The sequence below is a fragment of the Methanoculleus sp. genome, assembly GCF_036677455.1.
Lineage (GTDB): Archaea > Halobacteriota > Methanomicrobia > Methanomicrobiales > Methanoculleaceae > Methanoculleus.
Window position 1 is genome coordinate 44242 of the sequence record NZ_JAVBWL010000022.1, and the last position, 26635, is coordinate 70876.

General features: G+C 60.1%; 28 protein-coding genes. 25 read left to right on the top strand and 3 right to left on the bottom strand.

Annotation, left to right across the window (positions count from 1 at the left end; translation table 11 throughout):
- Window positions 1–15: 15 nt before the first annotated feature.
- From V6K60_RS05535 to V6K60_RS05575, 9 genes are all read left to right on the top strand, one after another.
- Window positions 16–423: an MnhB domain-containing protein gene (locus V6K60_RS05535; RefSeq protein ID WP_332449516.1), complete on the top strand. Its 408-nt coding sequence runs from the start codon at window positions 16–18 to the stop codon at window positions 421–423.
- Complete coding sequence (locus tag V6K60_RS05540) at window positions 420–797, top strand: cation:proton antiporter subunit C (RefSeq protein WP_332449517.1); 378 nt, start codon at window positions 420–422, stop codon at window positions 795–797. The genes V6K60_RS05535 and V6K60_RS05540 overlap by 4 nt, the downstream gene beginning before the upstream one ends.
- The gene (locus tag V6K60_RS05545; protein ID WP_332449518.1) at window positions 794–2281 is read left to right on the top strand and encodes a monovalent cation/H+ antiporter subunit D family protein; all 1488 of its coding nucleotides are present in this window, start codon (window positions 794–796) and stop codon (window positions 2279–2281) included. The genes V6K60_RS05540 and V6K60_RS05545 overlap by 4 nt, the downstream gene beginning before the upstream one ends.
- A gap of 1 nt (window position 2282) precedes the next feature.
- Window positions 2283–3764 carry a monovalent cation/H+ antiporter subunit D family protein gene (locus tag V6K60_RS05550; protein WP_332449519.1) on the top strand — a complete coding sequence of 494 codons (1482 nt, stop codon included), beginning with the start codon at window positions 2283–2285 and terminating at the stop codon, window positions 3762–3764.
- A complete protein-coding gene (locus V6K60_RS05555; RefSeq protein ID WP_332449520.1) occupies window positions 3761–5548 on the top strand; it encodes a Na(+)/H(+) antiporter subunit D in 1788 nt (595 codons plus the stop codon). The genes V6K60_RS05550 and V6K60_RS05555 overlap by 4 nt, the downstream gene beginning before the upstream one ends.
- 199 nt (window positions 5549–5747) lie before the next feature.
- Window positions 5748–6065 carry a nucleotidyltransferase domain-containing protein gene (locus V6K60_RS05560; RefSeq protein WP_332449521.1) on the top strand — a complete coding sequence of 106 codons (318 nt, stop codon included), beginning with the start codon at window positions 5748–5750 and terminating at the stop codon, window positions 6063–6065.
- 3 nt (window positions 6066–6068) lie between these two features.
- A complete protein-coding gene (locus tag V6K60_RS05565) occupies window positions 6069–6479 on the top strand; it encodes a HEPN domain-containing protein (protein WP_332449522.1) in 411 nt (136 codons plus the stop codon).
- A gap of 156 nt (window positions 6480–6635) precedes the next feature.
- Window positions 6636–6839: a hypothetical protein gene (locus V6K60_RS05570; protein WP_332449523.1), complete on the top strand. Its 204-nt coding sequence runs from the start codon at window positions 6636–6638 to the stop codon at window positions 6837–6839.
- 504 nt (window positions 6840–7343) lie between these two features.
- Complete coding sequence (locus V6K60_RS05575; RefSeq protein WP_332449524.1) at window positions 7344–7562, top strand: hypothetical protein; 219 nt, start codon at window positions 7344–7346, stop codon at window positions 7560–7562.
- A gap of 121 nt (window positions 7563–7683) precedes the next feature.
- Here V6K60_RS05575 and V6K60_RS05580 read toward each other — a convergent pair whose 3' ends face one another.
- From V6K60_RS05580 to V6K60_RS05590, 3 genes are all read right to left on the bottom strand, one after another.
- Window positions 7684–8850, bottom strand: a complete 1167-nt coding sequence (locus V6K60_RS05580; protein ID WP_332449525.1) for an RNA-guided endonuclease InsQ/TnpB family protein — start codon at window positions 8848–8850, stop codon at window positions 7684–7686.
- Between the two features lie 22 nt (window positions 8851–8872).
- Window positions 8873–9151 carry a type II toxin-antitoxin system RelE family toxin gene (locus V6K60_RS05585; RefSeq protein ID WP_332449526.1) on the bottom strand — a complete coding sequence of 93 codons (279 nt, stop codon included), beginning with the start codon at window positions 9149–9151 and terminating at the stop codon, window positions 8873–8875.
- A gap of 518 nt (window positions 9152–9669) precedes the next feature.
- Entirely contained in the window at window positions 9670–10341 is a 672-nt protein-coding gene (locus tag V6K60_RS05590) for a hypothetical protein (protein WP_332449527.1), read from the bottom strand.
- Between the two features lie 399 nt (window positions 10342–10740).
- On the opposite strand from V6K60_RS05590, the gene V6K60_RS05595 reads away from it, so the two are divergent.
- From V6K60_RS05595 to V6K60_RS05670, 16 genes are all read left to right on the top strand, one after another.
- Entirely contained in the window at window positions 10741–11304 is a 564-nt protein-coding gene (locus V6K60_RS05595) for an archaellin/type IV pilin N-terminal domain-containing protein (protein WP_332449528.1), read from the top strand.
- Between the two features lie 10 nt (window positions 11305–11314).
- Window positions 11315–11908, top strand: coding sequence for a flagellin (locus V6K60_RS05600; RefSeq protein WP_332449529.1), 594 nt, complete (start codon window positions 11315–11317; stop codon window positions 11906–11908).
- Between the two features lie 977 nt (window positions 11909–12885).
- Complete coding sequence (locus tag V6K60_RS05605; protein ID WP_332449530.1) at window positions 12886–13680, top strand: hypothetical protein; 795 nt, start codon at window positions 12886–12888, stop codon at window positions 13678–13680.
- 3 nt (window positions 13681–13683) lie between these two features.
- Entirely contained in the window at window positions 13684–14190 is a 507-nt protein-coding gene (locus tag V6K60_RS05610; protein WP_332449531.1) for a flagellin, read from the top strand.
- 2 nt (window positions 14191–14192) lie between these two features.
- Window positions 14193–14645: a flagellar protein FlaF gene (locus V6K60_RS05615; RefSeq protein WP_332449532.1), complete on the top strand. Its 453-nt coding sequence runs from the start codon at window positions 14193–14195 to the stop codon at window positions 14643–14645.
- 12 nt (window positions 14646–14657) lie between these two features.
- On the top strand, window positions 14658–15401 hold the full coding sequence (locus V6K60_RS05620; RefSeq protein ID WP_332449533.1) for an ATPase domain-containing protein: 744 nt from the start codon (window positions 14658–14660) through the stop codon (window positions 15399–15401).
- A gap of 3 nt (window positions 15402–15404) precedes the next feature.
- The gene (locus tag V6K60_RS05625) at window positions 15405–17258 is read left to right on the top strand and encodes a type II/IV secretion system ATPase subunit (protein WP_332449534.1); all 1854 of its coding nucleotides are present in this window, start codon (window positions 15405–15407) and stop codon (window positions 17256–17258) included.
- Between the two features lie 5 nt (window positions 17259–17263).
- On the top strand, window positions 17264–18862 hold the full coding sequence (gene flaJ / locus V6K60_RS05630) for an archaellar assembly protein FlaJ (protein ID WP_332449546.1): 1599 nt from the start codon (window positions 17264–17266) through the stop codon (window positions 18860–18862).
- 1 nt (window position 18863) lies between these two features.
- Window positions 18864–19958: a hypothetical protein gene (locus V6K60_RS05635; protein WP_332449535.1), complete on the top strand. Its 1095-nt coding sequence runs from the start codon at window positions 18864–18866 to the stop codon at window positions 19956–19958.
- Between the two features lie 21 nt (window positions 19959–19979).
- Window positions 19980–20786 (top strand): CheF family chemotaxis protein, encoded by an 807-nt coding sequence (locus tag V6K60_RS05640; protein ID WP_332449536.1) that lies wholly within the window; start codon window positions 19980–19982, stop codon window positions 20784–20786.
- A gap of 69 nt (window positions 20787–20855) precedes the next feature.
- Complete coding sequence (locus V6K60_RS05645; protein WP_332449537.1) at window positions 20856–21218, top strand: response regulator; 363 nt, start codon at window positions 20856–20858, stop codon at window positions 21216–21218.
- 2 nt (window positions 21219–21220) lie between these two features.
- Window positions 21221–22255, top strand: a complete 1035-nt coding sequence (cheB, locus tag V6K60_RS05650; RefSeq protein ID WP_332449538.1) for a chemotaxis-specific protein-glutamate methyltransferase CheB — start codon at window positions 21221–21223, stop codon at window positions 22253–22255.
- Window positions 22248–24161 (top strand): chemotaxis protein CheA, encoded by a 1914-nt coding sequence (locus V6K60_RS05655; RefSeq protein WP_332449539.1) that lies wholly within the window; start codon window positions 22248–22250, stop codon window positions 24159–24161. The genes cheB and V6K60_RS05655 overlap by 8 nt, the downstream gene beginning before the upstream one ends.
- 11 nt (window positions 24162–24172) lie before the next feature.
- Complete coding sequence (locus V6K60_RS05660; protein WP_332449540.1) at window positions 24173–24787, top strand: chemotaxis protein CheC; 615 nt, start codon at window positions 24173–24175, stop codon at window positions 24785–24787.
- A gap of 18 nt (window positions 24788–24805) precedes the next feature.
- Window positions 24806–25297 carry a chemotaxis protein CheD gene (locus tag V6K60_RS05665; protein ID WP_332449541.1) on the top strand — a complete coding sequence of 164 codons (492 nt, stop codon included), beginning with the start codon at window positions 24806–24808 and terminating at the stop codon, window positions 25295–25297.
- Window positions 25282–26472, top strand: coding sequence for a hypothetical protein (locus V6K60_RS05670; RefSeq protein WP_332449542.1), 1191 nt, complete (start codon window positions 25282–25284; stop codon window positions 26470–26472). Before V6K60_RS05665 ends, V6K60_RS05670 begins: the two co-directional genes overlap by 16 nt.
- The last annotated feature ends 163 nt before the right edge of the window (window positions 26473–26635 follow it).

Consider the following 26635-nt stretch of genomic DNA (forward strand, 5'->3'; position numbering starts at 1 on the left):
GAGAACGTGGTGATCATGACCGTCAGTCGACTGACGGTACCGTTCATCCTGGTCTTCGGCCTGTATATCATCCTGCACGGCAGTTCCCGGGCCGGTGGGGGATTTCAGGGCGGGGTGATCGTTGCATCTGCGTTCATCCTTATCGGCATCGCCTTCGGGCTCGATGAAACGCAGCGGAGAATCCGAGAAAAAGTCCGGACGATAGCGAGCATCCTCGGGATATCGATCTTCATCGGGATCGGGCTCCTCTGCATCCTCTTCGGCGCCAACTTCCTCGGGTACGCCGCCATCCCGCTCCCCCTCGATACGCCCGGCGTGCGGGGGCTGATGATGGAAGCGGTCGAGATCGGCATCGGCATCACGGTGATGGCGGTGATGACCTCCATCTTCTACGACGTCGCCACAAAGGAGGAGGGAGAATGATCGAAGACCTCTTTGTCGCATTTCTCACGCGCTACAACTATTACATGGCGGTCATCATCATGCTCATCGGGCTCTACGCGATGATCGCAAAGAGCAATCTGATAAAGAAGGTCATCGGGCTCAACATCTTCCAGACCGCCATCTACCTCTTCTATATATCGATCGCCGATGTGGAGGGGGGCACCGCACCGATCCTTGTGCCGGGAACGGACGTCGTCTACGTCAACCCTCTCCCGCATGTGCTCATCCTGACCGCGATCGTCGTGGGGGTGAGCATAACGGCGGTCGCCTATGCGCTGGCGATACGGATCTATCAGTCCTACGGTACGATCGAAGAGGACGAACTGCTGGAGCTCGGGAGCGAACCCCAGTGATCTCCGAGCACCTCCCCGTCCTGGCCGTCGTCCTACCCCTGGTGGGCGCCCTCACCGTCCTCCTCGCCGGATGGGCGAAGAAGAGATACTGCTATCCGGTCGCCGTTGCAGTTCTTACTCTCCAGTTCGGCCTCTCGCTTGCAATCCTCCGGGAGGTCCTTTTAGGCGGCACAATCCATTACTACCTCGGCGACTGGGCACCCCCGTGGGGGATCGAGCTCGTCGTCGATCGCCTGAGCGCCTACGTCCTCGTCATCCTCGTCTTTCTCAGCCTGCTCTCCTGCATCTACGCGAAGCGGGGCATGAGGAGGGAGATCGATCCCAAAAAGACCGTCGCGTTTTATGTGATGTTTCTCCTGCTCGTTGTGGGCGTATGCGGGATCACGGTCACCGGCGACATCTTCAACCTCTACGTCTTCCTCGAGATCTCGTCGATCGCTGCCTATACCCTCGTTGCATCCGGACGGGAGAGAAAGGGCCTGCTTGCAGGGTTCAACTACCTGATCATGGGCACCATCTCCGCCTGCTTCATCCTCATCGGGATCGGCCATCTCTACGTCGTCACCGGTACACTCAATATGGCGGACCTCGCACGACTGCTGCCGCCGCTGTACGATTCAACGATCATCCATACCGCCTTCATCTTCTTCATCGTCGGGCTGAGCATCAAGACGGCGCTCTTCCCCCTGCACACCTGGCTGCCGGACGCCTACTCCCACGCCCCGTCCGCGGTCAGCGTCCTCATCTCGACCGTCATCTCGAAGATGGGCATCTATGCGACCATACGGATCCTCTTTGACGTATTTACCGTCGGGTTCATCATCGACCATCTCCCGATCCTGGAGTTCTTTGCCTGGGTCGCTGCAATCGCCGTCATCGCGGGGTCCGTGCTCGCGATCGCGCAGACCGACCTGAAACGGATGCTTGCGTACTCGAGCGTCAGCCAGATGGGCTACATCATTCTCGGGATAGGGATCGCAAACAGCGTTGCCATGACCGGGGGAGTCCTCCATATCCTGAACCACGCCCTGATCAAGGGCTGCCTCTTCATGGTGGCAGGGGCGATCATCTACCGGGTCGGGCTCCGTGACATCAACGATTTCAAGGGGCTTGCCGGGAGGATGCCCTACACCTGCGCGGCGTTCTTCATCGCGGCCCTCTCGATGATCGGCCTGCCCCCGACGGTCGGGTTCATGAGCAAATGGTACCTCACCCTCGGGGCGATCGAGGCGGGAGAATGGTTCTTCGTCGTGGTCATCCTGGCAAGCACCCTGCTCAACGCGATCTACTTCTGGCGGGTCCTCGAGTACGCCTACTTCAGGCATGCCGATACGGAGGTGCCCGATCTCGAGAGCCGCGTCCCTGCAAGCATGCTCGTCCCGATGCTCGTGCTCGCCGCAGGCTGCGTCGTCTTCTTCTTCCTCGTCTCGATCCCGCTCGGCATCATCGATGCGGCCGTCTTCGACCTGCTCGGAGGTGTGTAGAGTGGCTACCATCCACTCCATCGTTCCGGCCTACGCCGTGCTGGTGCCGCTCGCCGCCGCAGTCCTGATCCTGCTCTCCCGCCGGCACGAGAAGATCCGGGAGGGCTGGACCATCCTCGCGGCCGCCGCCAACTTCCTCATCGTTCTCTCCCTCCTCCCGGAGGTCCTTGCCGGAGACCGGTTGGCGTGCACGCTCATCGAGCTCCTGCCCGGGCTCGAGATGGCTTTCCGGGTGGACGCGTTCGGCATGATATTTGCCCTGACCGCCTCCGGGCTCTGGATCGTCACGTCGATCTACTCCATCGGCTACATGCGAGCACTTCGAGAGCACGCGTTGACGCGCTACTTCTTCAGCTTCGCCGTCGCGATTGCAGCGGCGCTCGGGATCGCGTTCTCGGCGAACCTCCTGACGATGTTCATCTTCTACGAGATCCTGACGATCTCCACCTACCCCCTCGTCGCCCATACGGAGACGGAGGAAGCAAGAAGAGCGGGCAGGAAGTACTTAGCATACCTCCTCACTGCCGGGGTCTTCTTCCTCTTCTCGGTGATACTGACCTACTTCCTCACCGGCACGACCGACTTTCAGCCCGGCGGGATCCTCGCCGGCACCGGGCCGGTGATCCTGCAGCAGATCCTCTTCGTCACCTTCCTCATAGGATTTGCAAAAGCGGCGTGGATGCCGCTGCACGGCTGGCTCCCTTCCGCGATGGTGGCGCCGGCGCCGGTCAGCGCCCTGCTGCACGCCGTCGCCGTGGTGAAGGCGGGGGTCTTCGGGATCGTCCGGGTGGTCTGCTACGTCTACGGCATCGAACTGACGGCGGAGATCGGGATGGGCACGCTCCTTGCCGTCATCGCCGGGGCAACCATCATCATCGGATCGCTCTTTGCGCTCCAGCAGAACAACCTGAAACAGCGTCTCGCCTACTCGACGGTGAGCCAGCTCTCCTACATCCTGCTCGGCGTCGCGCTCCTGACCCCGATGGGCATCACCGGAGCGATGCTTCATGTCCCGTTCCACGCGTTCATGAAGATCACGCTCTTCTTCTGTGCGGGAGCGCTGATCGTCGCCGCGGGAGTGGAGTATGTCAGCGATATGAAAGGGATCGGGAGGCGGATGCCGGTGACGATGTTGATGTTCTCGATCGGAGCGATCGGGATCTGCAGCCTCCCCCCGGTCTGCGGGATCATCAGCAAATGGTATCTCGTCCTCGGTGCCATGCAGGCCCACAACCTGGCCGCCTTCCTGGTGCTCATCACGAGCTCCGTCCTCAACATTCTCTACTTCTTCCCGATCATCCACACCGCGTTCTTTGAAGAGCCGGAGAGCGGGAGAGAGGGCGTGCGGGAGGCCCCGCTCTCCATGCTCGTCCCGCTCGCGATCACCGCTGTCGGCTCGGTCCTCCTCTTCCTCACCCCCGACGTGGCGTTCTTGCGGCTCGTCGAGGTCGCGATCGGGGAACTTACGGGGGTCTTGCCATGATCGAGGTCCCGCCGGCGCTCATACCGATCGTGGGCGCCCTCCTGGTGCCTCTCCTCTCGGGGAACGCCCGAAAGGCGTACCTGCTCGCGGTCAGCGTCGCCACACTGGCCGCGACGCTCGTGCTGACACCCGGGTCCACGTTCACCGTCCCCTTCCTCGGGTATGACCTTGCGCTCCTGCACGTCGACTCCTTGAGCCTCATCGTCGGCTACATCTTCGCCTTCATCGGGGTCATCGCCGTCGTCTACGGGATGCGTGAAGAGCGCACAGGCCACCATATGGCCGCGCTTATCCAGATCGGGAGCGGACTCGGGATCGTATTCGCAGGGGATTTCCTCTCGCTCTACCTCTTCTGGGAGGCGCTTGCCATCACATCGCTTGCGCTGATCTGGTACTGGGGGCGGGAGGATTCCCGGGGCGCCGGCATGCGCTACATCCTGCTCCATATCTTCGGCGGGGGCTGCCTCCTCGGCGGCATCGCGCTGCATGTGGCAGCGACCGGGAGCATGGCCGTCGGAGAGGTCGCACCCGGCATCAGCTCGCTTCTCCTCCTGATCGGGATCGGCATGAACGCGGCGTTCATCCCGCTCCACGTCTGGCTTCCAGACGCATACCCCCGGTCGTCGGTCGCAGGAGGCGTGATCCTCTGTGTCTTCACGACGAAGGCCGCCATCTACCTCCTTGCGCGGACCTTCCCGGGCGCGGAGGCGGTCGCGTACATGGGCGGGCTGATGGTCATCTACGGCGTCTCCCTTGCGCTCCTGCAGAACGATGTCCGGAAGCTTCTCTCCTACCACATCGTCAGCCAGGTCGGCTACATGGTCGTGGGCATCGGCATCGGGACGGCGCTCGGGGTCAGCGGCGGCATCGCCCATCTCTTCAACCATATCCTCTATAAAGGGCTCCTCTTCATGTGCATGGGCGCGGTCATCTACACGACCGGCAGGCACAACCTCACCGACCTCGGGGGACTCGCACGCAGGATGCCGGTGACCATGATCGCCTGCGTCATCGCCGCGGCGTCCATCTCGGGAATCCCCGGGTTCAACGGCTACATCAGCAAAGGCATGGTGATCGATGCGGCCGCGTCGATGGAGATGACCGGCCTCGGGCTTCTCCTGACCCTGGGTGCGGTAGGGACGCTCCTCTCCTTCGCCAAACTGACGTACTACGTCTTCTTCAAGAAAAACAACGATATCGAGGCCAGGGAGGCGCCGCTTCCCATGCTGATCGCGATGGTCGTCACCGCGTTCTGCTGCATCCTCTTCGGGATGTATCCGGGCCTGCTCTTTGCGATCCTCCCCATCCCCGTCGATTACCACCCGTTCACCGCAGGCCACCTCATCGAGACCGGCGGGATCGTCGTCGTCGCGGCCGTGATCCTCCTCTCCGGGTGGAATCTCTTCAAGCCGAAGGAGAAGCCGTTCCCGGACCTGATGGAGGTCTACCGGCTGGGCGGCAGGGGGCTTCTCGGACTCTCCACGACGGCGGTGAACCGGGTCTCCGATGCGCTCGCCGCCGCCCGGCGGGGCGCGATCGCGAGACTCGGCTGGTTTGCTCAGGACCCGGTCATGGCAACAACGATCCTCGCGGGGACCGCCCTGCTGCCGGTGGCGCGGGCCGTCCTCCCTCGTGCCCGGGCGGACTCCTTCGAGGAGGGCCTCGTGCGGGCGCAAGATAGGTATCCCGGGAACCCCGCACGGATGTGGGGGACCGGGTACGGGCTCCTGCTCGTCGCTCTCTTCCTCATCCTCTACTTTGTCGTCCTCTCCCTGATCGGGTAGGAAAGGCACAGTTCGTGAGGAGCCAGGCCCGGTTCAGGAGGAGACGCTCCGCCCGGGTCATACCCAAAGCATCCTGTCTGGTGGTCACCGGCCGGTTGCACCGTCCCGGCGTTGAGGAGAGGCGTCTTATGCCCCCCTGTTCCGATGAATGTCTGGAGCAGTAACCATTATAGTCGCGTATCCACAACTACTCCGTCGTATGCCATCGGTGAGGCGGCTGATCGTCCATGAGTTCGCGGCAAAGGCGCGAGAGGCGTGCGGAGACGCAATCGACGAGATCATCCTCTTCGGCTCTGTGGCCCGGGGAGATGATCGGTCCGACTCAGATATCGATATCCTCGTCATTACGTCTGGGGAGGATTTCCGTCTTCGTGAATTCCTCACGGGACTTGCTTTTGATCTGCTGATCCAGACGGGTGAACGGCTCTCGGTCAAAGTACTCTCCCGTGCCGATGTTGCGGCGCACCGGCAGTATCCCTTTGTCAAACATGTTCTCCAGGATGGCGTGGCGGTTTAGAGGATGAGTGACCGGCCAGTAATAACGGCGCTTCTCAGGAAATCGCATCAGCGCCTCGATGCAGCACGCATCCTCTGCACCCAGGGCCACCATGAGGATTCGATCAACAGGGCCTACTATGCAATGTACCTTGCAGCTCTTGCTCTTTTGTACCGAAAAGGTGTGGAGACAACAAAGACTCATGCCGGGTTGATCTCGACTATCGGTTCCCTCTATGTAAAGACAGGGGAACTTGCTCCAGAACACGGACGGGCGTTGAACCTGATCGAAGAACTCCGGGAAGAAGTGGACTACACGATCTGCCGGGAGATTATGCGGGAAGAGGTGGTGTCGGTCATTGGCAAGGCAACGGCTTTCGTTACGTGTGCAGAACAGATCTGTGCAGAGGATTATACGAACGAGCCATCTTCCTGATTCCGTCAACTACCCCGCCCTGAAGGTGGGGCTTCCCGCCTGATGGTCGCCGCCGGTTTTGAACCGCGAGCGTAGTGGGCACCGCAGGAACGACGTTCCCATGAACCGGAAGATCCTTCACATAGTGTAAATATGATAAACACTTACAATGCTATCATGACTGCAACGAAGCGGATCCCAGTCTCAGAGGAAGTATGGGAAGAGATCTCCGATCTCAAGCGCCCGGGGCAGACGTTTGATGATCTTCTCGCACAGATGGTGGAGCAGGAGAAGAAGCGCCGGTTCATTGAAGAGATGGATCGTATCGAGGCGGAAGGGGATTTTGTGGAGCTGGACTTTGCCGTTTCGGATACTGATTAACCGCAAGGCTCTTGAGAGCATCCAGAGTATCCATCCGAAGAGCCGGCGGGTCATCATGGATAAACTGGAAACTCTCCAGGAGGATCCGTTCCCCGGCAGCGGGGGCGATAAAGAGTGCCTATATGTTCAGGGACGGGAGGATACCTATCGCCTTCACATAAACCGCACATTCACGGCTTTCTATCGCATCTACGAATCGGAGAAAGAAGTTCATGTTCTCGCTGTGATGCCGATAGAGCGGGCGCACAAGCGGTATGGACGTTTTTAACCCTGTAGTTGGTCTGGAACGTGTTTTGTTTCATCTACCGGGACAAAATCGGGGGAACTTACAGATCCGGGGTTCGAGGGGTGCAAGAAAGCCTCCGGCTTTAGCCGGAGAATGTCAACAGAGCAGATGGAGGCATGCGAAAGTTACATGCTGGGATGAGCGAATGCTCCCCGGAATGGGGAAATTTCGCACCTACCTCGTAAAGTATATCCCCTTGGAAAGTAGACACCATGTGTATGCAGACGATAGAAGTATCCGATACGATTTATCAGGAAATTCTCTCGCGTAGAAAGGGGAGGGAATCAATAAGCAAGACCCTTGAGCGTGAGTTAAAACCTGTCAAAAAATGTGCGGCAGCTGATGAGCTGGAGAGGTTAAGGAGACAGCCGGGATCTGATATATCGGTTGTTGAAAAAAGACTGGCTTCTATAAAATTGGCATCTAACAGGATTTAATCCAATTGTGATACTTTTTTTCGGTCATAATTTTTAGGACTGCTGCATACCTATTCGGCCCAGTCCCTTCAATGACATAAATCACAACGTGATCATGAGGGACATTTGACACTCCCCGCGGCTAAAGCCGGGAGATTCTTGCTTCACCGACCGGGACTTGCACCGCCGGGATTGGCGGTGTAGCGGCCCCGATCTCCGCAAGCGTAGATTCGGGTGTGCCCCACCCTACGGAAGCTCGTTTCAGGATATTTTGTGCGGTGTTCAGATCTCTCGGGACGGTATACCCACAGACCGGGCAGGCATGGGTCCGCTGCGAGAGGTCTTTCTTTTCACGGTGCCCGCAGAGGAAACAGTCCTGGGTCGTGTAGGCCGGATCGAGAATATGGATATACGTACCAGCATTCGCAGCTTTGTACTGTATGAACGCTCTTGCTTTGTACCACGCGGCATCGAGAATAGACTTGGATCTGCCGCGGATCTTCGACTCTAAGGACTCGACCATCGGTTTGATGTTCAGGTGTTCCAGGGCGATGTAGTCGTAGTGATCAACATAGTATCGGCTCCACTTGTGCAGGAAATCGTTGCGGCGGTTCTCGACCTGCTCGTGGATCCGGGCAATCCGGACCCGCTGCTTCCTGCGGTTCCGGCTGCCGTCCACGGCCCGGGAGAGTCTTCGTTGAGCACGGCGGAGCCGCTTCGCGGCCTTCTGGACATTGTGCGGGTGCGGGAAGACTGTGCCGTCGGTGTCAGTGGAGAAGTTCTCCAGGTTCAGGTCGATCCCGACCGCCCGGGTCCCGGCAGTCGGCTCCGGGGTATCCGGGGTCTCGGAGATGATCGCCACGAACCACCTGTGGGCCGGGGTATGCTTGACCACGATCTGCTTGATCCGGCCCGGCACCGGGCGGCTGAGCTCGATCCGCAGCTCCCCGATCTTGCTCAGCCAGAGACAGTTGCCCGTGAGCTTGAACCCCGTCTGCTCGTAGATCATGGAGTGGACCCACTTCTTCCGCAGTTTGCCGACCTTTCGCCCCTTCGCTTTCAGTCTCCGCAGAGCAATCAGGTTGTGGACGATCTGCTGAACCACGTTCTGCAGCACTTTGCTGTGGACCTCTTTCAGCTCGGGGTGCTCTTCCTTCAGCTTCGGCAGACAGGAGTCCCGATAGACCTTGTTCTCAAGACACCAGTTCCGGACAAAGGCACACCTCGCAAAGCCGTTGAACAGCCGCCCTGCAACCTTCTGCGAGGGGTAGATCCGATACCGGGTGACGTGGCGCATGAAGAACTCCACAGGTTAATGGGGTCTCATCCGTCTATAAGGTATCTCGTGCAGGGTGAAAGTGAACAGACCAAGGGGTGCAATTCATCCCCACGGCTAAAGCCGGGGGCTTTCTTGCACCCCTTGAACCCCAGATCTGTAAACGCCAGAATCCCTTACAATTTCCTTTTAATTCGTGTTTATTGCAGGAATTTATATTCACAACCAGATATTCGCCAAGGCATTTTTTGATTTTATCGATAATATCTTCCTCAATTGAGAGGTTCTTTTCAAGATATCTCTCCACATCTCGTTTTATCTCGATTTTTTTCATAGTATTTTCTCCAGAATGTCTTTGTAACTGGTATACTACCGTATCCCCCATCCGCCATAGAATACCGTCGGTTTTGCAGTTGGAAAAATGCCCTTGAAGCCCCACAATGACGAGGACGACCGACGCGGTGACAATGGTAGGCCCCCCCGGATTGCGGCGACTCACACTGAGGATAATCCGGCCTCTCATGTGGGTCCGGGCAATGCCAGTTACACAGGCGAGATGGTGAGGCTCCCGGCCCCTGGCACTCCGGTATTCGATCTCGCAGGCTTGCCGGGCGAGTGCACCTCTTTGTGTTCCATACCGACCTCGCCTGTCACTTGTGCACGGCTCTCCCCATCGCGAATAAAAAGACGATCGAAGGATAATTTTTGGTCACAACCGCATCTCGCGGGCGAGAACAGTGGTTTCGCGGATCAGATCGCGGCCGTCATCGGCGTCGGCGAGGTGGTCCAGGTAGTGCTGGAACCGCCGGGCGTCATCCGCCGGCGCCGGAAAGAACCGCTCCCCGATCCATCTTAGTCGCTCACGTACGTCTCCGGCACCTGGAGCTTCAGGTGGTAGCCGTCGATGCACCGGGTGTTGATGACGAAGTAGTAGTCGTGGTTCCCCTCGTAGAAGGTGTGCACCCACTGCTGCTTCTTGAGGTCGGGGTTCTCCTTTGCCGAGAGGAACTCGGAGAGGCGGAGGGTGACGATCTTGACGAACCGGTTCGGGTCCTGTGCATCCACGATCTGGCAGTTGAAGAACGGGATCTCGTCGTTTGAGGTCGTGATATCAGAATAGTCGAGCCGCCAGAGAGGGAACGGGACCCGGACGATCCCGGTGGTCCCGGACCACTGCCCCTCGATCGTCGCGTAGGTCACCCAGCGGGCGGGGGTGGAGGCGTTCACCGGCGGCGGGCTGGTCAGGTTCTGGTGAGGCGTCGCCCCGGCCGGAACCCGGTAGGTCCCGGGGTCGACGAACCCGATCGGCTGCGGCTTCCCGTCCCAGGTGGGGACCGGGGTGGGGGTGGGGATTGCCGTCGTGGGGGCGAAGGTGGGTGTCCACGCCGGGGTGACCGTCGTCGGCTCCGGCTCCCCGGCCCACGGGGGCACCTCGCCGGTCGCCACCGGTTTGATGACGAGTGCGATCACGAGGACGATCGCGACCGCCAGAACGACATACATGAAATCCTGTTTCTCCACCATGACCTCGACCTCTCCCCGGAACAGTCTGTGCTCTTCACCGGCCCGTGCGGCACCCCCGCCCGCCCCCTCCCCGGCAGCGGGGCCGGTGCAGGATATTTCCTGCGCGGAAACGATCCGCAGGGAAATCGGGGGCTCGTCGCACGATATTTTCCGTTATCCTTACTATTGCACTTCCGGATACAAATATTTGCTGATTCTGGCCCGGTGCGGCAAAAAGTGGATTATAATCATTATTTAAGAGAATAGGGAGTTCTTGAATCCCGGATAATAAGGATACTTTTATATGCTAGTTTACATATAGTCTCCACTGAACCGTAATAGCCCGGATGAGGCGCTCATTCATGGGGCACTCACTCGTGAGGCATTCATTCGGGCTCCGGTAACAGGAGGAAACGTTTCATGAGTAAATTCGTGAGAAACGAAGATGCATTTACCGGCCTCGAGGCGGCGATCGTATTGATCGCGTTCGTCGTCGTCGCGGCTGTGTTCTCGTACGTGGTGCTCGGCGCCGGGTTCTTCACAACACAGAAGAGCCAGGAGGTTGTGCACACGGGTGTAGATCAGGCGAGCTCGAACATGGAGGTAGCCGGACCGGTAATACTCGAGGCAGCAAATTCGACTGCGGTTGAGAATATTTCGTTCTACCTGCAACTCGCAGCGGGCGGATCCCCGGTTGACATGTCAAAAGTCACGTATACTGTCTCGACAAAGGATGATCTGGCAACGTATACCTATAATCAGGGTAACGATGTTACACTGACATGGTTCAATAACCAGACGGCAAATGCTCTTCTGGATAAGTTTGAGACAGTGCGCGTCGACGTACCTGTCGGGAATGACGTAATCATTGGCCCGAACGTGAGGTTCACCGCAGAAATAAAACCCGATATCGGTGCTTCCTACCCGATATCTCGCGTAGCCCCGCCGGATATGGCAGACGGTAAGTTCTATGAGGTCTACTGAGGTGGCGAGAATGAGAAAGAACTTTAACGAAAATGCATTTACCGGGCTTGAGGCGGCGATCGTGCTGATCGCGTTCGTTGTCGTAGCCGCGGTGTTCTCGTATGTGGTGCTTGGCGCCGGGTTCTTCACAACACAGAAGAGCCAGGAAGTCGTTCACACCGGTGTATCGCAGGCAAGTTCCAGCATGGAGATCATCGGCAACGTCTATGGCGTAAACAATAGTACCGTTGTCGGAGACGCGACCCCGGGCCTAGGCTACATCAAGTTTGCAGTAGGAAACACAGCCGGCGGCACGCCGATTGATGTTACCCAGATGGTGGTCGTCTATATCGACGAGGACACCCGTCAAGAAATGACGTACGACGCAGCTAAGACTGAGGCAGAGCTGAAAAGCGGCAACTACTGGAAGATTCTTGAGTTCTACAACAACGTAACCGCAAATACTCTCCTTGAACCTGGAGAGCAGTTTGTGCTGGGTATACATGTTGTGGACCCTGCTCCGAACGGGGCGTTCTCGGTGAACCTGCAGCCGTCTGCCGGTGCTGTTTACCCGATCCAGAGGACGGTCCCACCTGCCATCGATGTGATTAATATACTCAACTAAACTTTTTTCTGAACGCCGGAACCCTCATGGAGGGTATGATATTCTCAAGCCGAGTAATCCCATGCTACTTTCCGGGTATGGGTAACAGACCGTTTAACGGCACCCTGTACGTCCTGACTACCGGCTGCACCTGGTACGATGTTCCGGCGAACTGTGGCACCAAATCGACAGTTCACCGGCACCACCTTGAACTATATAAGGGGGTGTACCAGGCGATCTTCCTCGACCTGCTCCAATCCGGTACGAGATTCAAAAAATTGATCCCTCGCACTGCGCAACGGATATCAAGGATATCCCGGCGAAAAAAGGGGGTTAGATCAGCTATGATGGCTATAAAATGATAAGGGGAAACAAACTGAGTGCTCTGGTTGATCGGAACGGTCCCCCCTCTTGCCTGCCTGCTTTTCGTTCAATCCCGGAATAGAATCGTGTTGATGATGGCATTCTGGTACAGAGGTTTTAAACGATCCCTCAACGATTTCTGTTTCTCATCAATTTACATTGCAGGCAAGGCTTCTAGGGCGATGGAGGTCACATCCGGGCCCTCATAAACCGCCAGCCTCTGCGATGCGAGACCATCCTGCGGCACCCGTGCTTCGAACACGCACAGGTGCCCAGCAGGAGGGAATCTAAGTCCATTCATGTGCCTCCTATGTCAAGTACAAACCGGCAATTTTTTAAGCGATACTTTACTCACAAGCAGATCTGTCTTCGCTTACCCTAAATGACAAATCCGGATATACATGACCGGTACTCACAGAGTGACCAAACGTGCAAGGCAGACCTAGATCGCTACCAGTCCGTCGTCACGTGGCATGACAGTCTGAGATAAGAAGGCCCTCCCCCCAGCATACGATCAGTTTCCTCCTCCCTCCAAACAACCCCATCATAACCCACAGAACCCGCCAAACCGACCGGTAAACCCTCATCAACATGAATAAAATTTATTAACTATGAAAATTATATAACTCAACATTATGGTGGGGGTAGACCAGGCTCAGATCGATAAAATACTCTCCGGCGCGTCCTCCGACGACCCGGAGGCCCGTCTCGACACGCTCGAGAAGGAGTTGGACTTCGTCAAGACCTCGATCAAGCGGCTACTCATCGACCTCCGGGAACGGATGAATGAACTGGACAACCCGTTCACCAGCGCCACATCACTTACAGGAGGCCGGTTTGAGCCGCCGGCCCTCCCCCTGGATGCAGACGACGACCTGCTGGCCGACATATCCCCCGAACTCCAGAAGAAGGACTGGCCGGAGAACTCCGGTCCGCCCGCTGGCGGACTCTTCCCGACGGACCTGGCAGCGGCCTGCCTCCCCCAGGAGAACATACCCACCCTCTCCCCGGAGAGCGTGCCTTCCCAGGAGAAGTCCCCGGGAAAACTCAAACTCCAGAAGGTCCACCGGCTCTTTGGGTGGGTGCACCAGGGCTGCGGCAAATACGGGCATGAGCACATGACGATCATGATCGACGCCTACCGGTCGATGGACTACATCACCGACGAGGTTGCCGACCAGATCCGGGAGATCATGCGGATGGCCCCCGAGACCCGGGGCGATGTCCAGGAGATCGGCCCGAACGAGTTCGTCTCGGAACTCTACGTCTTAAACCGCATCCTCGACCCCGACGACGCGACGATGGACCGGGACATGATCGAGGTCCTGATGCTCGCCCGCAGGCGTTCGGCCGGGCTCGACGCCGGAAAACCATCCTCGCAGGAACGGGACGGCGGCGATGCCTGGCTCGAGCTCCTGGACAGGATATAACGGATGTCGAGTGAAACCTTCACCACCGCGATGTTCCTCATCGCCGCCATCATATCGGCCGGCGTCCTCGTCAACGCAGTCTTCCCCGTAGTCTACACCCTCGCGGGCACGATCTCGTCCTCATCCCACAAGGTAGACGAACGGCTGAGCACGGACGTGAAGATCGTCACGACCTACGCGAGCGCCGATAGGGACAACGCACGCATCTGGCTGAAGAACGTCGGCACAGGAAGGATCGCCGACGCCGAGGTCCGGAAGGCCGACGTCTTCCTCGGGGCGCAGGGCGACTTCGTCCGGTTGACGTGGAAAGAGAAGGAACCGGAGACACTCATGAACGGGGAGTGGACCCACGAGATCCTGGAAGACGCGAACAACTACTGGGACCCCGGCGAGACCCTGTATATCGAGGGAAAAACCCAGAAGATCCCGGCGAGGGGAGAAGTCGTCTACTTCCAGTTCGTCCTCCCCACAGGGCTCTCCCGGTCGACCACCTTCACCGCAGGTACATAACCATGAGTGCGGGACCCCTCGTCGCATCCGGGATCGGCATCCTCCTCCTGGTCGTCACCGCCTACGTCCTGGTCGGCGGCACCCTGGCCACCACGGAGGTGATGGTCGAGGCGCAGAACAACCTCGCCGTACACCAGGAGACCCGCATGCGGACGGCGATCGCAATCCAGAACACGACGATCGCCGACCAGACCCTCAGGGTCGAGGTCAAGAACACCGGGAGCGAGCCTATCTTCGATATCCCGTCCGTCGACGTCTACCTCCAGAGCGGGGGGGTCCCGGTCTACATCCCCTACGGGAACTGGAGCAACGAGGGCATAACCCCGGACGAGATCCATCCCGGCGGGCTCGACCCCGGCGAGACCCTCACCCTCGCCGTCGAGTTCGCGGCCCCGGACCCCACATGGGTCCAGGTCGTCACCCCAAACGGGGTCTCCAGTTCAACATATCTATGAGGTCGAAGAGAGATGGCCACGAGTGAGACGAGAGACAGCACCAATCCAGAGTTACCCGACCAGACGATCCTCTCGACCGGCAACTCCGAACTCGACAAGAAGATCGCCGACGGCCTCCCGCTCCAGTCGCTCACCCTCATCGAGGGCGAGAACGACACGGGAAAGAGCGTGCTCACCCAGCAGATCATCTGGGGCGCCCTGAAACAGGGGTTCAACGTCGACCTCTTCTCGACCGAGAACACGAGCAAGAGTTTCCTCTCCCAGATGGAGTCGATGAGCCTCGATATATCCGAACACTTCGCCTGGGGCTACCTCCGGGTCTTTCCCATGCACGTCGTCGGCTTTGAGTGGACAAAGGAGAAGATGCAGGGGACGCTCGAGCGGATGATCGCCTACATGGAGCAGAGCAAGGCGCAGGTGATCGTCATCGACTCGCTCACCCTCTTCACCGAGTATGCCAAGCAGGACACGGTCCTCACGTTCTTCACGAACTGCAAGAACCTCGTCGACCACGGCAAGACGATCCTGATCACCCTGCACACCTACGCCTTCGTCGAGGACTCCCTCGTCCGTATCCGCTCGATCTGCGACGCTCACCTCTTCATGAAGAAGGCGCTCGTCGGCGGCAAGTACGTCATGATGCTCGAGGTCGTCAAGGTCCGCGGCGCACGAAAGACCACAGGAAACATCATCAGTTTCGAGGTCCACCCCGGCTACGGCATCAAGATCATCCCCGTATCGGTCGCGAAGGTGTGAAGAATGGGATCGGCACTGGAAGCAACGGTCACCCTCCCCTTCGAGCCCGAGTACATCGACGAGGGGAACGACTGCTACAACAACGTCGAGTCCTGCGCCCTCTACCGTATGCTCCCGGCAAACGCCCGGGACTACGTCAAAGCAAGCCCCCACCTCCTCGAGTACCTCCACATCCTCCCCGTCAACACCGTCGGCATCCCGCTCTTCCTCTCGGAGCTGAAGCGGGACCTGAAATCGATGGAGAACCCGAACGTCATCTACCCGGTCAACGAGACGACGTTCATCCACATCTTCCCGGACCCAAACGACGTCCGGAACTGGTACATACCGATCGAGCCCTCGTTCCTCCACTCCGTAAAAGAGATTCTCCCGGTGATCGAGGAGAAGTTGATCGACCTTATCGACGCCCTCGACGAGGAGCCGGTGACCGAGCAGGCACGTATCGAGGTGCTGAAGAACTTCATCCAGCAGCTCGTCTACATCCAGCAGCCGGATGAGACGCTGGATGCGTCCCTGCTTGCCGGTGAGGGTCCAAGAGACATCAAAGGCCGGATCAAAGCCTTCCTCACCACCGATATCGGCGCACCGGCAAAACCGCAGGTCTCGGGGCATCCCCAGCTCGCCGACGGACGCTTCATCCTCTCGCAGCAGGAGTACCGGGCGCTTGAGTACCTGATGATCCGCGACAAGATCGAGATGGGGACGCTCAAACCGTTCCTCTCCGACCAATACATCGAGGATATCACCTGCGACGGCGTTGGACCGATCTTCATCGAGCACAAGATCTTCAAAGGTTTGAAGTCGGTCGTCGGGTTCCAGGACTCAAAGGAGCTCGACGCCTTCGTCATCAAGCTCGCCGAGCGGATAAAACGGCCGCTGACCTACCGGAGCCCCATCGTGGACGCGACGCTTCCCGACGGGTCGCGTATCAACATCGTCTACGGGACCGAGATCAGCAAGCACGGCAGCAACTTCACCATCCGTAAGGTGAACGAGGTCCCCCTGAGCATCCTGCAGGTGATCGAGAGCGGGGCGTGCAACTACATGATGGCCGCCTACCTCTGGGTCTGCCTCGAGTACGGGATGTCGATGTTCGTCTCCGGTGAGACCGCGAGCGGCAAGACGACGACCCTGAACGCCCTCACGACCTTCCTCCCGCCCGAGAACAAGATCGTCACCATCGAGGACACCCCCGAGCTGACGGTCCCCCACCGGAACTGGACCCGCGAGGTCGCGAAGGCCAAGGGGAAGGGCGAGGGCGAAGGCTCGGAGATCACGATGTTCGACCTCTTAAAAGCCGCCCTCCGTCAGCGCCCGAACCAGATCCTGGTCGGTGAGATCCGTGGTGTGGAAGGCTCCGTCGCCTTCTCCGCGATGCAGACCGGCCACCCGGTGATGAGCACCTTCCACGCCGCATCGGTCGAGAAACTGATCCAGCGTCTCTGCGGCGACCCCATCAACATCCCGAAGACCTACGTCGACAACTTAAACCTGGTCATCATCCAGAGCGCTGTGAAACTTCCCGGGGGCGGGACCGTCCGGCGGATGCTCAGCGTCAACGAGCTCGTCGGCTACGACCCCGAGACCCAGGGGTTCTCCTTCATGGCGGCGTTCGTCTGGGACCCCGCGACCGACACCTTCACCTTCACCGGGCGGGGGAGCAGTTACCTCCTCGAGAACAAGATCGCAACGATGCTCGGCATCCCCGAGAACCGGCGGGCCGACATCTACGACGAGGTCGACAAGCGAGCAAAGATCCTTGAGCGGCTCCATAAAGCCGGCTACACCCAGTTCTGGGACCTCTTCCACATGACGACGAAGATCAAGAAGCAGGGCCTGCTCACCATCGAGGTGTAAGATTGGTGTTTGAGGATGTTGCCGAACGTCTGAGGGCGGCAAACCAGGGGAAGATACCGTTTGAGGAGCAGGTAGAATCCCTCTACGACCTCCGCGACTACATCCTCGAGAACAAGAAGATGGAGCAGGACCTGCTCCTCATGTACACCTACATGGCCGCGATCACCACGTCGGCCGTGACCCGGCCCGAGATCTTCCAGTACACCTCCGAGCGGTTTGAGTACATCCCCTCGCGCTACATCGCAAAGGTGCAGCGCCTGGTCACGGGGTGGGGTAACAGCTACGCCGGGGCGCTCCGGGCGGTCGCCGAACGGTGCCGGAATGCTACCCTCCAGAGCATGCTCAACCGCTACGCGAACTCGATCGACTCCGGTGTCCCGGACGACGATTTCATCGGCACGGAACTCTCGAGCATCCGGAGCATCTACCGGAACTCGTTCGAGCAGGGGATCGAACTCCTGAAGAAGTGGGGCGACGCCTACATCGCGATGCTCCTCTCCGCATCGCTCGTCGCTATCATCATGATGATCTCGGTCGCCATCTACGCTCCCGACGGGATTGAATCGACCCTGAGAACCTCCTACCTGATCATCCTCGTGATATCGGTCTTCGGCCTCTTCATCATGTACCGGGCCGTTCCCGACGACCCCCGGACGCACGGGCTCACCAGGATCTGCTCAAAGGAGCAGGGCATCATCAGGAGACTGGAGCGCCCGATGGTCCTGATCACCGCCGTGATCGTGCTCCTCCTCGTCCTCGTCGGCGTCAACGCCGGTGTCACCTTCCTGCTCGTGGGCCTGCTCCTGATGCCGCTCGGGATCATCGGCTACATCGACGACGCGAACGTCATCAACCGGGACGAAGACTTCTCCACGTTCATCCGGGGTCTCGGCTCGGTGATGGGCGGCAAGGGCATCACCACCGGCGACGCGCTCCAGGAGGTGGACCGGAAGTCGCTCGTCCACCTGGAGCCGTTCATCAACGCGGTCTCATCGAAGCTGAACCTCGGCCTCGACGAAGCCGGGAGCTGGAAGAAGTTCATCGGGGAGACCGGCAGTTACCTGATCTACAAGTACATGAACATCTTCCGCGACGCGGTCTCCCTCGGCGGGTCTCCCGACCAGATCGGCAAGATCGTCGGTTCGTCGATGCTCGAACAGGTCCTGCTCCGGCGGAAGCGCGACATGATGGTCAAAGGGTTCATCGTCCTGCTCATCCCGATGCATGGCGCGATGATCGGGATCTTCGTCTTCCTCTTCGAGATCCTCCTCTCGATGGCGAACGCGATCCGGGAGGTGATGACCCACTTTGAGGAGACCGCTGCCGCGCTCTCGGGGAGTACGGCCACGATCGGCGGGGGCATGGCAACATCCCTGAACATCTTCGTAAACTTCCCGGAAGAGACGATGCGAACCTATGTCGTGACGATCCTCTTAATGCTGACCGTGGCAAACATGTTTGCGGGAAAGATAGTCATGGGCGGCGACCGGTACATCTACTACTTCTTCGCAAGCCTGCTCTGTGCGGTCACCGGGGTCATCTACATCGTGGCGCCCATCCTGGTCGACGCGTTCTTCACCATTCCTGAGTTTGTGGGGGTGTGAGATGAGAGAGAGCCTGCGCCGCCCGCTTCTGTTCCTGATCACCATCGGAGCAGGTTCCCTGATCATCGCCTTCGACGCCACCGTCGAGGTCATCGTTGCAGGCACCGTCCTCACGGGGTTTCTCGCGCTCATCGTCACGGGAGCGCTCGACCCTGCCGAGTTGAGGCCCTCGCGGCTCGCCGCCGCCCTGCGGGATCGCGGGGAGAAGAAGAGCGAGGCGAGGGATGCAGATGCCCCGGCAGGTAGACCGTCCCTCATCCGGCGGCTCGCGTCGACCGAGATCAACCTCTCCGGCATGCTCGGGACCCTCGGGAGATCGGTCCGGGAGACGATCGCGCACGCCCGTACCCCTGAAGGCGAGAAGAAGAACCGGATCGAGGAGCTCGACGTCATGCTCGACCGGGCGGTCGACGGCACCGCCCCCGCTCCGTCCATAACCCCGGGACCGCCGAAGGCCGAAGGGAGCGCGGTCGATCCCCTGGCCTCGCTCGCAGACCTGGACCTCGACTCGCTCGCGGGCCTGGACTTCGGCGGCGAGGGGTCCGGCCCCGTCGCGGCATTTGAGCCCGACCAGCTCGCGCTCCTCTCCGGGGAAGATGAAGATGCCGTATCGGCGATCCTCAAGACGCACGGAAGCGACCTCGACGACCTCGACCTCACGTCCGGCCTCGAACTCGCCGGCGAACCTGGCGTGACCCCCCCGCCGACGACCGCCGGTGCCCCGGAACTGCCGGGTGGCGACGGCATACCGGATATGAGCGCACTGAGTGCGGAACTCGCCACACTCGACGGCCTGGACCCGGGTGAGATCGAGATCGAGGGCGAGGAGGAAGAGGTTGACGCAGACGAACCTGTCCCGGAGGACGAGAAACCCCTGGAAGAGGAACCGGAAGAAGAGGAGTTCGACATGGTCTCCTTCGCGTCCGGCGGCACGGTCGACGACGACCTGATCACCGCGCTCAAATCGGACGCAAAGAAGAAGAAGTTCGTGGAGGACGTCAGCCTGGTCCGCGAGCTGAAAGGGGAGAAGTACGCGGCGGAAGACCTTGCAGCGGAACTTGAAGAGATCCTGGCAGCGATGAAAGCAGACCGGTGATCCTTCCACAGGAAGATAACAATGAAATCGGTTCCAATAAAAGTCGAGCACGAAGGAAGATGGGTTCCGGCGGCGATGGGGATCGGTGAGGACCGTTTCCGCATCGATGCGCCCCTCAACACCGAGGTCCTCTACAAATCCGTGGTCGATCTCGATGAGAAGAAGAACCAGGTGATGATCACCGTTGGGACGGAGGGGGCGAGGGTCTACCGCATCGCGTCGGTGGAGAAGGTCCTCTCGGTCTTGAAGAAGTTCATCGTCATGCAGGCGAGCGCCTACCGGTTGAACGCCTTCTTCATGTCGCCCGCAATCCGCGGGGGGGTGCTCATCCAGGACGCCCAATGGGAGAAAGGAGCGATCGCCGTCATGAAGACCGGCATCTGGTTCGTCAGCCAGGAGAAGCAGGTCTGTATCCCCATCGGGGATGTGGCCGGTATCGAACTCACGTCCCGGGAGATCCAGGAGAAAGACCTCAACGTCGTGAAGATCGATCACCTCAGCGAGAACGGGGTCGTGACGAGCTTCGTCCTCTGCCCGATGACGACGCTCCAGGTCCTCTACAACTTCCTCAAAGAGGCGACGCGAGACTCCGAGGTCAAGGAAGAGATCGACCCCCTGACCGGGCAGGTGGCCATGCTGGTCTACAGCGGGATGGATTCAAGCGCCATCGAGAACATGCTCAAACTCTCCCATAAAGACCTCGACGCCATCTACGACCGGCTGCTCGAAATAGGGCTTGCCGAGGTCCTCTACGTCAGAAAAGAAGTTCAACTGACCCCGAAAGGCGTCAGGTACATATCAGATGCAGTAAAATCTCCGATAAACTAACTGCATCGTTTGTTCAGAATAAGAACAAATATATAATGTTTTTTCCAAATACACAGTGAGTGGTGTTCGATGGGAAGAATCCTGATCGTCGATGATACAATGTTTATGAGAACGCTGCTGAAGAACATTCTCTTCTCCGGCGGGCACGACATCGTTGGCGAGGCGGCAGACGGAGCGGAGGCCCTTGCCAGGTACCAGGAACTCAAGCCCGACCTCGTCACGATGGACGTCGTCATGCCGAAAGTGAACGGGATCGAGGCGCTCAAGGCCATCAAGGCCGCCGACCCGTCGGCAAAGGTCATCATGTGCACGGCGGTCGGCCAGGAGCAGATGGTCAAGCTCGCCGTCAAGAGCGGGGCGAGGGGCTACATCGTCAAACCGTTCCAGGCGCCAAAAGTCCTCGAAGAAGTCAAGAACGTTCTCAGTGCGTAACCATGATACGGGTTCTGATCGTCGACGACTCGCTCTTCATCCGGACAATACTCCGGGATCTGCTCAAGGACAGCCCGGATATCGAGGTCGTCGGGACGGCGGTGAACGGGATCGATGCCCTCGAGAAGATAGCGGAGCTCGCGCCCGACGTCATCACCCTTGATATCGAGATGCCCCGGATGGGCGGCCTTGAGGTGCTGGAGAACCTTCGAGGGAAGAGCACGAAGCCGAAAGTGATCGTCCTGAGCACGCTGACGTCGCGGCAGGCCGATATGACCCACCGGGCGCTCCGGCTCGGGGCGGACGACTTCATGCTCAAACCAAAGGATGTCCCGAACGTGAAGGGCATCGAGCGAGAACTCATCCAGAAGATCAGGAACCTCGTCCTGCTCCCGACAATCAAAAAACCCGCCGCAACCCGGAAGAGAGAGGCAGACGCGGCGGTGCTGATAGGCTCGTCGGCCGGGGGGCCGCCGATGCTTGATGCCCTCCTCTCCGCACTCCCGCCGGACCTGCCTGCGGCGGTCGTCGTCACCCAGCATATGCCCGTGGGGTTCACCGCCTCGCTCGCCGAACGCCTGAACCGCGTCTCGCCCCTGTCGGTGAAAGAGACCGAGAACGGTGACGTCCTCCAGAACGGAACGGTTCTGGTCTCAAAGGCCGGATATCACACCGTCATATCGGGGCTCGCCTCGGAGACCGGGAGAATCCACGGCCGGGTCGTCCACTCGACCGCCCCCCCGCTCCACGCGGTCCGACCGGCCGTTGATGCGACCTTCACCTCTGCAGTGCGGGTATTCGGCCCGCGCATCGTCTCCGTGATCCTCTCGGGAATGGGGAGCGACGGCGGCGAGGGGGCCCTCGCGGTGAAGACCGCAGGCGGCGCCACGATGGTCTGCGCCGAAGAGGACTGTCTCGTATACGGGATGGCGCGGTCCGCTCTCTCCCGGAACTGTGTCGACAGGGTGGTGCCGCTCAAGAATCTCGCTCGTGAGATAACGAGAGCAGTCAATCGGTTCGAGGTCGATCATGTTTGATGAAGAGGGATACCGGAAACTGTTCGTTGAGGAGTCGCGGGAGAACCACGAGAACATCGTGAACAGTCTCCTCGCTCTGGAGAGCGGGGACGACCAGCAGACCGCCATCGACGAGATCTTCCGGTCTGCCCATACGCTCAAAGGGATGTCCGCATCGATGGGCTTTGATGCCATGGAGCACCTCTGCCACTCGATGGAAGACGTCTTCTCGCTCATCAGGAGCGGCCAGCAAGAGGTGACCGCATCCCTCACCGACCTCCTGCTCACCTGCACCGACACGATCGAGGAGATGCTGGACGTCATCGAAGCAGGAGGTGTCCCCTCGGACGAACAGTCGGGGAGCCTGGTGCAGGAACTCCGGGCGTTTACGGGAGATGCGCCCGGAGAAACGCCGGTTGAGGCAGTCCCCCTCGAGGCGGCAGGAGCCCCCGACGGCCGGCCGCTCTACTCGCTCTCGGTCGCCGTCGACCCGTCCAGCACCATGAAGGACGTCCGGGCCATGCTGCTCCTCCAGAACCTGGAGAGCATCGGGACGATCCTCTCGACGACCCCTTCGCGGGAACTCATCGAAGACGGGAAGTTCGACGGTCAGTTTGAGGTCTTCATCGAGAGCGAGGCGGGAGAGGATGCGCTCAGGACCGTCGCCTCGGGCACCGAGATCTCCCTTCTGGCTCTCACGACCCCGTCGTCACCGCCTGTCCCGGTCGAGACCGGAGAAGCACGACCCCATGAGACGGTCCAGGAGCCGCGAGCGGCAAAAGCCGAGAAGAACCGGGAGATCAAGAACATCCGCGTCGATATCGAGCGGCTCGACCGGATGATGAACCTGGTCGAGGACCTGGTGATCAACCGCGGCCGGCTCGAACAGATCGCAAAGAAGCACGGCATCAAGGAGTTCGACGAAGCGCTCTCCATGGTGGGCCGTTCGGTCTCCGACCTCCAGAACCTCATGATGGGAGTCCGGATGATGCCGCTCGAGCGCATCTTCAACCGCCTCCCCCGGGTCGTGCGGGATGTCGCCAACCACGACGGCAAGGAGGTCGAACTCGTCATCGCGGGCGGCGAGACCGAGCTTGACCGGGGCATGATGGACGGCCTCTCCGACCCGCTCCTGCACCTCATCCGGAACGGCGTGAACCACGGCATCGAGACCCCGGATGTCCGGGAGGCCTGCGGCAAACCCCGGAAAGGGCTGCTCAGGCTGACGGCACGGAGGGATAAGGACAACGTCGTCATCGAGATCGAGGACGACGGTGCCGGCATCGACCCCGAGAAACTCCGGAAGAAGGGCGTTGAGAAGGGGCTCATGGCGCCTGATACAGCGGCAGTCGCAACGAATGACGAGCTCATCGGCCTGCTCTTCGAGCCCGGGTTCAGCACGGCCGATACGATCACCGACATCAGCGGCAGGGGTGTGGGGCTCGATGTGGTCAAGAAGACGATCGAGTCGCTGAAGGGAACGATCCAGGTCGATTCCAGCCTGGGTGCCGGGACGAAGTTCGAGCTGGTGCTGCCCCCGACGATGGCGATCATCGACGTCATGATGGTGCATATCAACGGGATGCGGTGCGCGATTCCCATCAGCAACGTCGTCGAGGTGGCGCAGACGCGGCCTGAGGCAGTCCACCGGATCGGCAGCAGCGAGACGATCCTGCTCCGGGACCAGATCCTCCCCATGCACCGCCTGGAGGATATGTTCGGCCGGGCACAGAAGAGCGACACGCTTGTCGTGCTGCAGAACAACGGCAGAAGGTGCTGTATCGTCGTCGACACCGTGGACGGGCAGCAGGAGGTCGTCGTCAAGCCGCTCTCCCGGCTTGCCGGGAACTGCCGTGGGATCAGCGGGATCACCATCCCGGGGGACGGCGACGTCGTGCCGGTACTCGACGTAAACACGATGATTTAGAGAGGTATTCCATGGAACTAGACTCGATTCAGAAAGACGCGCTCTCAGAGTTCGGCAACATCGGTGCGGCGCACGCGGCGACATCCCTCTCGCAGATGCTGGCCTGCCCCATCGAGATGACGGTGCCGGAGGTGCAGGCCGTCGATATCGCGGAGATGTACAACTACATCGGCAGCGAGATCTCGGCCATGGTCGTCTTCCAGATCCAGGGAGAGGTCGAAGATGGCGGGTATATCGTTGTCAGCATGCCCAGGGAGACCGTCATCAGGTTGACCAACCAGATGCTCGGCACCACCGATATCGACCGGGAGATCGATGAGATGGACCGGAGCGCCGCAATCGAGATCGGGAACATCATGATATCGGCGTTCCTCGATGCGACCGCGGAACTGCTGAGCATCGTCATGCTGCCGTCTCCCCCGGCGCTGGCCATCGATATGGCGCATGCCGCCTTTGCGTCCATCGTCGCACAGATGGCCGGCGATGTCAACGACGTCCTGATCTTCAACACCGTGCTGACAGGCGATGCGCCGCCCGTCTACGGGAGCATCTACATGCTCCCGAACGCCGAGCTCATGCAACAACTCTCCCTCATGCTGCAACGCCTGATGGAACCGCTCGTCTGAATCAACCTCCAGGATACCATGGATAACAACTTTTTTAGCGAAGAGACGGCCGTGATCCTGGGTCTCGGTGAGCTCCGGGTCGGGACATGCCCGATGGGGACGATCGGGCTCGGTTCCTGCGTCGCGCTCATCCTGCACGACCGGCGGCGGTCTCTTGCAGGGCTCGCCCATATCATGCTCCCTGAAAGCCGCGGGAGCGCCGACCGGCCGGGCAAATTCGCGGACACTGCCGTGAGCGCCCTCCTTGAGGAGATGGAGCGGGCCGGGGGCATGAAGTTCGCGACCACCGCAATCGTCGTCGGCGGTGCGAGCATGTTTGAATTTTCAGCCAGTGCTTTGAATATCGGCGAACGAAACACTGCCGCAGTAAAGGGCCTGCTGCTTGAGCGGGGCATCAAGATCGAACACGAGGAGACCGGCGGCAGGGTTGGACGGTCCGTGTACTACTGGCCGGAGGGGAAGGGCCGTCTCATCATCAAGAGAGCGGACGGGACATGCGTCGAGATCTGATCCTCTCCGCCGTTCTGGTAACCCTCCTCCTCATCCCCTTTTCATCAGCGCTCTACATCGACGTGCCTGATTATGATGCGGGCATCGCATCCGCCGGCGTGAACAACGCGATCAACGGCAGGTACGGCGACGTCATCTTTGCGACCGACAGCGGCATCTCGGTATACGCGGCCGACGGCACCTGGTCGTCAGTCAATTCCCGACACCCGGGAGAGACGGCCTACGGGATGCTTGCGCCCCTCAACATCATGGTGACCGCGATTGCCCTCGACGTAAGGGGCAACCTCTGGATCGGGTATCCGAACGGGCTGCAGATCGGGGAGGGGAGGGGTTACCAGGCCATCCAGGACCAGCAGTTCCTCAAGAACCGGAACATCAACGATATAGTGCGATGGGGCGACGGAATGTGGGTCGCCACCGGAAAGGCCGGTCTCCACCGCTACCAGGACGGTGCCTGGACGTGGTATAAGCCGCTCGGGGACGAAGGCCTTGCGTGCTACCGGGTTGTGAGCATGGCGGTCGATGCCGCGAGCGATGCGCTCGTCATCGGGTCAGAGGACGACGGCGTCCAGGTCGTCCGGAACCGGACCGGAGAGGCCCGGTTCGAGCGGGTCACCTACCGGGATGAGCCGCTCGCGGGGATCTCCGAAGTCCGGGTCGACCCGTTCGGGGGCGTCTACCTCTTCAACAAAACGTCGGTCCTCCGGTACACCCCGGACGGAGGCGTCACTCCGGTCCTCGGCGCCGGGGACCTCTGCGCATTCCCGGTCACGATCAACGATATCGCACCAACGCCCGGGGGAATGCTCCTCATCGCGTCCGATAACGGGATCTATGGGTGGAACGCATCGGGTGTCGCCCTGCACGCCACATCGGGGGACGGCCTCCGCTCGAAGATGGTCAAGAGACTCTTCGTCGATGCCGCCGGGCGGTGCTGGTTCGTCGTCCCCGGGAACGTGGGCTACATCCCGCTGACGACGGGGGCGGCCACCCTCGATCTCTCCGGCGTGCCGACGCCGGAGGGCCATGAGGTCACGGTCGAGATCTCCGCTGAGATCCCGACACCGCCGGGGACACCCGGGGAGCCGGTCGGGGTGCTTGAGGGGGCGTGGACGTCTCTCATGAAGTGGCTCGGTGCGGTGGGCGCCCGGGTGAGCGGAGAGGCGGGGGTTTGAGATAGGCGGCGGGGACCGAGCAGTTGCACCTTTCGGGCACGGATTTCCAGTGGATATCGCCATTGAGGGGGGTGGGGACGGGGGGGGGGGGGGGGGGGGGGGGGGGGGGGGGGGGGGGGGGGGGGGGGGGGGGGGGGGGGGGGGGGGGGGGGGGGGGGGGGGG

Bases quoted from the DNA above. Each gene is read 5' to 3' on its own strand.
- V6K60_RS05535 (WP_332449516.1), top strand. From the start codon at position 16: ATGACCGTCAGTCGACTGACGGTACCGTTCATCCTGGTCTTCGGCCTG.
- V6K60_RS05540 (WP_332449517.1), top strand. From the start codon at position 420: ATGATCGAAGACCTCTTTGTCGCATTTCTCACGCGCTACAACTATTAC.
- V6K60_RS05555 (WP_332449520.1), top strand. From the start codon at position 3,761: ATGATCGAGGTCCCGCCGGCGCTCATACCGATCGTGGGCGCCCTCCTG.
- V6K60_RS05560 (WP_332449521.1), top strand. From the start codon at position 5,748: ATGCCATCGGTGAGGCGGCTGATCGTCCATGAGTTCGCGGCAAAGGCG.
- V6K60_RS05565 (WP_332449522.1), top strand. From the start codon at position 6,069: ATGAGTGACCGGCCAGTAATAACGGCGCTTCTCAGGAAATCGCATCAG.
- V6K60_RS05570 (WP_332449523.1), top strand. From the start codon at position 6,636: ATGACTGCAACGAAGCGGATCCCAGTCTCAGAGGAAGTATGGGAAGAG.
- V6K60_RS05575 (WP_332449524.1), top strand. From the start codon at position 7,344: ATGCAGACGATAGAAGTATCCGATACGATTTATCAGGAAATTCTCTCG.
- V6K60_RS05585 (WP_332449526.1), bottom strand. From the start codon at position 9,151: ATGAAAAAAATCGAGATAAAACGAGATGTGGAGAGATATCTTGAAAAG.
- V6K60_RS05590 (WP_332449527.1), bottom strand. From the start codon at position 10,341: ATGGTGGAGAAACAGGATTTCATGTATGTCGTTCTGGCGGTCGCGATC.
- V6K60_RS05595 (WP_332449528.1), top strand. From the start codon at position 10,741: ATGAGTAAATTCGTGAGAAACGAAGATGCATTTACCGGCCTCGAGGCG.
- V6K60_RS05600 (WP_332449529.1), top strand. From the start codon at position 11,315: ATGAGAAAGAACTTTAACGAAAATGCATTTACCGGGCTTGAGGCGGCG.
- V6K60_RS05605 (WP_332449530.1), top strand. From the start codon at position 12,886: ATGGTGGGGGTAGACCAGGCTCAGATCGATAAAATACTCTCCGGCGCG.
- V6K60_RS05610 (WP_332449531.1), top strand. From the start codon at position 13,684: ATGTCGAGTGAAACCTTCACCACCGCGATGTTCCTCATCGCCGCCATC.
- V6K60_RS05615 (WP_332449532.1), top strand. From the start codon at position 14,193: ATGAGTGCGGGACCCCTCGTCGCATCCGGGATCGGCATCCTCCTCCTG.
- V6K60_RS05620 (WP_332449533.1), top strand. From the start codon at position 14,658: ATGGCCACGAGTGAGACGAGAGACAGCACCAATCCAGAGTTACCCGAC.
- V6K60_RS05625 (WP_332449534.1), top strand. From the start codon at position 15,405: ATGGGATCGGCACTGGAAGCAACGGTCACCCTCCCCTTCGAGCCCGAG.
- V6K60_RS05635 (WP_332449535.1), top strand. From the start codon at position 18,864: ATGAGAGAGAGCCTGCGCCGCCCGCTTCTGTTCCTGATCACCATCGGA.
- V6K60_RS05640 (WP_332449536.1), top strand. From the start codon at position 19,980: ATGAAATCGGTTCCAATAAAAGTCGAGCACGAAGGAAGATGGGTTCCG.
- V6K60_RS05645 (WP_332449537.1), top strand. From the start codon at position 20,856: ATGGGAAGAATCCTGATCGTCGATGATACAATGTTTATGAGAACGCTG.
- cheB (WP_332449538.1), top strand. From the start codon at position 21,221: ATGATACGGGTTCTGATCGTCGACGACTCGCTCTTCATCCGGACAATA.
- V6K60_RS05655 (WP_332449539.1), top strand. From the start codon at position 22,248: ATGTTTGATGAAGAGGGATACCGGAAACTGTTCGTTGAGGAGTCGCGG.
- V6K60_RS05660 (WP_332449540.1), top strand. From the start codon at position 24,173: ATGGAACTAGACTCGATTCAGAAAGACGCGCTCTCAGAGTTCGGCAAC.
- V6K60_RS05665 (WP_332449541.1), top strand. From the start codon at position 24,806: ATGGATAACAACTTTTTTAGCGAAGAGACGGCCGTGATCCTGGGTCTC.
- V6K60_RS05670 (WP_332449542.1), top strand. From the start codon at position 25,282: ATGCGTCGAGATCTGATCCTCTCCGCCGTTCTGGTAACCCTCCTCCTC.